This is a genomic window from Acidithrix ferrooxidans (genome assembly GCF_000949295.1).
In the GTDB taxonomy this organism is placed as follows: Bacteria; Actinomycetota; Acidimicrobiia; order Acidimicrobiales; family Acidimicrobiaceae; genus Acidithrix; species Acidithrix ferrooxidans.
In genome coordinates, this window is sequence record NZ_JXYS01000047.1 from 1 (window position 1) to 4358 (window position 4358).

Below are 4358 nucleotides of genomic sequence, written 5' to 3' on the forward strand. Positions count from 1 at the left end.
TGATGGTCTATCGTCGCTCTATCGTCGCGCAACGGGCCATTGGGGTTCACGATGGGGCCTCTTGGTTGGGTTGGGTAACTTGCGGTGCCGTCAATACTCGCTAGATCTCTAGAATCTAGAATCTATAACCTCCACCTATCCAGGAACGTAATGGGGGTTATTGAGTTGTGGACGATTGCTACGCAAACGAAAGTTGAAATGTGGAAAACGCTTCGCGTTTACGCACAATCCAACGATCTTCGCCCACAGGCTCAACAACCTGTAGCTACTACCCATAAAAAAGAATAATAAAGAGATCTTTTCCAAGTCGCCCTCAACGAAATCTCAACCCTATCTAAAAATCACACTGCGCCTCGATGGAGCACTTTCATCTAATCGACAATTAACTGCTCTTGGATGCAAGTTGGAGTAGTTAATAGACCTTTGCGACCAAAGGTTACATTATTTCACCTCCTCGACAAGAAATGCCCATAGAAGGACCGAATGAAATAGCTACTGTAATAGTAAAAAAAGCGGCCTCAGATAAACGCGAGCTGTGGTAAAATGTGCAAAAGTGATGGCCACTTGTATGCATTCTTCGTGTCCACCAACTTGCAGTTCTCAATGGCCAGTAACAATTGGAGTATCGATTAGCAATGGTGCTCCTACTCATTGCTTCATGGAAGTAATCAAAGATACCACTGCTAAATCACCCAAAGATGTTTTTGTGAGACGTTGAGATTCTAATACCAAGCTGATAAGTGATGGTAACCCAAGTTACGGGGTATGTGCTGAAAGACCTTGGACTAGCGCACTGGTTCACTCTATCCAAAGACGAACAAGCACATGTAACATTCAAATGGCTCAACATCCTGATAGGAAACTGCAAGAAATTTATCGACGGAACATACCACGGAGATGAGGAACATAAGCAACTTATGCCTCGAGGAATTCGCATACCGATTCAATGCAAGGCACTTTGAAATGTCATTGGTAGAGCGACTTCTCAATACATGTGTGTTTGCGTCTCCACATCCGCTACTCCGCGAATCTGACTCCAAAATGGTTTTTGCTAGCGAAACTAGATAATTATGTAATATTTTTCTTGTAAACTTACGGGCATTATTATATGAGAACTAATTTCGATCTAGTGATTTTATCGGATTTAGAGTATTGAAACTAGGAGAAAAAAGTAGGTATGGAGAGAAAAATTGGCTTCGGGCGGCTGTCCCGCCTATTATCGGTGCAGATTGCTGTGGTATTGGTAACTGGACTCGTGCTTTCGGTACTGTCGGTTACCCCGGCTTCAGCGACAACGACCCCTAACACTTACTATGTGACAGTCTATGCCAACCAAGCCTACGGGATAAATAATACTTCTTTTCAAACTCGGGTGAGCCCAGCGTTGCCCACAGGGGTATCTTTGACAGGTAAAGCTAGCTGCTCGAAGATGTATGTCAAAGGGGAGACCGGGACGACTGAGACGGTACCGACCAACGGATTAAACACACTTAACGTGGGCTCTTATTACTTCGTCACCAGCTCCTGTGCTAGCGAGACAAGCGATCCGTTGCACCTGACTGGTGCATCCCAGCAAGACAACCTTCAGATCCTTGGCGGTGCATACACAATTACCCCTGATGCAACGAAACTCCTAGCCTTTAGTAAAGAGAATACGACCAAGAACACGGTTACATTGGAGGTGGCCCTTGCGTACTTTCCGCCGAGTAGTGATAGCTCTCCATTGACTGGCCAGACAATCACCTTTGGTGAACAAGGCCAATTAGATGTCAATGGAATCACTACCGAGTTGTGGTCCGACCCTCCCTGTTCTCAAGGTAGCACTGCAAATCCTTCAAGTATTCTAACCGTTGGACCGTCTTCCTCTTCCTCTTCCTCTTCTCAAGCAAACTTGTCATTCGCAACGTGCACTCTGACTGGTCAAGATGCCACCAACTTTATTAAAGGCACCGGTGCGTGGACTGCCTCCTACGCTGGAAGCCTGCACCACAACTACAAGCCTTCGTTCACCTATGGGGAGCTCGGTGGCGATACCTCAGTCGCACAGGCCACTTATGCGATACAGCAAGCAATACAGCAGCAAAAGAATCAGGTACAGATTGTTCTTAACACGTCGCCGCCGAATTGCCACCCAGCAAATCAGACAGACACCTCTATTATCACAGTAAGCATCGGTCAGCTCAGCTGCTCTCAAATCCAGATTTTGCAGACGGTCGTTGGAGTCGTCTTTGGAGTCGCGGCTGCATTGACCTTCGGTGGAGGATTACAGTTGGTAGCTGACATAATTGACCTCGTTAATTTCTCAAATGCCTCAGTGATAGACCTGCCAACTCTTCTCAACAGCCTTGCTGCCCAGCAGAGAGCCCAGCTGGAAGCTTATTTTTCCACATCTATTTGATAAAGTGAGTACTAGAGTGAAAAATGAAATGACGGCGGCAAGGACGCACTTTCTTTCTGGGTTCGGACGCTTATTGTTGGCTGTAATGTTCGGTACACATTCGGAGATCCCGTCCGAAGAGGGTTTGATTCGTAACGTTGACGGGGCGATCTCACATGCTGGTCTGAGTGCTGAGAATGGTTTTGTAAGCTCGGTGCAGCGGGTAAAGATAGACGTCCTTCACCGGTAGTGCTTTGGCATGGGTGCGGTCTAGCTTGCCGCGACCTTGGGTCTTGCCGACTTGGATCCAATTGGCTGCTCGGTAGCTGGTACCAGCAAAGCGACCAGTCTCGACAAAGGTCTCGACGAGCACCGGGGCATAGCCATAGGCGACCTGCCAGTCATCACGCAGGCGTCGGGTAACTTTGGCGAGGATCTTGGAGGCGAGGTTGGGAACCTGGATATAAGGCAGGATGAGAAAGCGCGCGTTGCCCACCACGAGGTGCAGCCGGGAACGACGAGTCTTATCGTCCCAGCCGATATGGGTGTCACGAGGAGCGCACTTCCAGGCCGACGCACCAAAGGAGAGTGCAGACACAAAGCCACAGTCGGCTTCTACCAGATATCGCAGTTGTGCACCAGCGAGAGGCACGTATCCGAGGTAGTGGTAGCTCGCGATGGTTTGGTTCCAGATCGCAGAGGCTTTCTTGGTCTGAACCAGGTGTATGCGGAGATCTCCGATCTGAGACAGTGTGCTCGGAGACATGTCGGGGAGGCGCAGTTGGGCATTAGGACTCTGGTAGCGAACAGCTCTGCCGTTGGTGTTCTCGCTCCGTGGTGGAGGAAGAGTGATGAGGCCGTCTCTATGCATGCGCAGGAACGCCACCTTGGCCGACATGATCTTTAGTGCCCCGTTCTGGGCCCGCCATGACAGCGCCTCGCAAGCGGCGCGGGCGATCGACTCCCGTGTCGGAGTAGCACTGTTTGTACACAGCGCGCCTATGAGTTCAATCTCTTCGTCGGTGAAGTCTCGGCCAACGTAGCGATGCGTGGGGCTCACGAGGTGTCTGCCCATGCCGCTTGGTCGGCCTCGCTCACCGCCCAGGGGAAGAACCGCTCAAGGGTTGCTCCTTGGGGTGCCTTACCCCCTGCCTCTGCACATGCATTGAGGTAGGCCTTTAGGTAGACAAGAGGGTTCAGGTGGTTCTTCGCTGCTGTGGCAAGGATGCTCCAGGTGTTAGCGGCGAACTCGGCCGACCAGATCGACCCAGAGCCGTAGCAGGCCTTGCGGATCACAACGGGACGGCGAAGTCCTCTCTCTGCCGCGTTGTTTTCGAGCCCGACATCTGGATACTCGAGAAAGGCAACCAGACCGTCCCATTCGTGGTTCAAGGTCGCAAGCACTTTCTTCGCGGCTGCGAAGAGATCGGGATCAGCGCTTTGTGCGATCCTCGTAGCATCGATTCGGTCGATCACGGCTTGCACCTTAATAAAGGCCAGAGCCTCCTCCTTGGAGCCACTCGCGCTTGTCCCCCAGGCCCTATGCGCACAAAACAGCTCTGCGATGAGGGAAACCCACGCGTCGGCCCAGGTCTTGAGGAACGCATGAGCATCGCCCGCGCGGATAAAGTACCTGCGGATATGCGCCCAGCAGTAGATGTTTACGAAGCCCTCTACCTCGCGTCCTAAGCGCTGGTAACAGGTCGCAAAGTCACTAGAGGCGAGCAGCGTTGCACCACCGGGCAGCATCGGTGTCTTTGCGTTTAAATCGATACCGAGGTGCTTAGCTGCGACATCGGCTCCTCTACCGGGCTTGATCACAAAGGCGGTCGTGTCGTGGCCGACGAAGATCCAGCACCACCAGCGATAACCGGCCTTGCCAGCAGTGACCTCGAAGACCTTCCAAGATGTCTCGTCCATGTGCAGATGAGGAGATGATGCGTTGTGTTCGCGGATCGCATCCGCAAGCGGAGCGAGGAGC

The 4358-nt window shown here is 51.6% G+C and carries 3 protein-coding genes and 1 pseudogene; 2 read left to right on the top strand and 2 right to left on the bottom strand.

Features of this window, described 5'->3' with window-relative positions:
- Nucleotides 1-607: 607 nt before the first annotated feature.
- Together AXFE_RS19230 and AXFE_RS08535 are read left to right on the top strand one after the other, a co-directional pair.
- Nucleotides 608-1068: pseudogene (locus tag AXFE_RS19230) on the top strand (transposase); the annotation flags it as partial.
- A gap of 109 nt (nucleotides 1069-1177) precedes the next feature.
- On the top strand, nucleotides 1178-2398 hold the full coding sequence (locus tag AXFE_RS08535; RefSeq protein WP_052605465.1) for a hypothetical protein: 1221 nt from the start codon (nucleotides 1178-1180) through the stop codon (nucleotides 2396-2398).
- A gap of 151 nt (nucleotides 2399-2549) precedes the next feature.
- Here the strand turns inward: AXFE_RS08535 and AXFE_RS08540 are convergent, their stop codons facing one another.
- Both AXFE_RS08540 and AXFE_RS08545 read right to left on the bottom strand, forming a co-directional pair.
- Nucleotides 2550-3437 (bottom strand): DUF4338 domain-containing protein, encoded by an 888-nt coding sequence (locus AXFE_RS08540; protein WP_052605466.1) that lies wholly within the window; start codon nucleotides 3435-3437, stop codon nucleotides 2550-2552.
- Nucleotides 3434-4358 (bottom strand): IS66 family transposase (locus AXFE_RS08545; protein WP_152625971.1); only part of this gene is annotated, 925 nt, incomplete at its 5' end. The genes AXFE_RS08545 and AXFE_RS08540, both read right to left, overlap by 4 nt.

Excerpts from the sequence above, each read along its gene's own strand:
- AXFE_RS08535 (WP_052605465.1), top strand. The coding sequence starts at position 1,178 with ATGGAGAGAAAAATTGGCTTCGGGCGGCTGTCCCGCCTATTATCGGTG.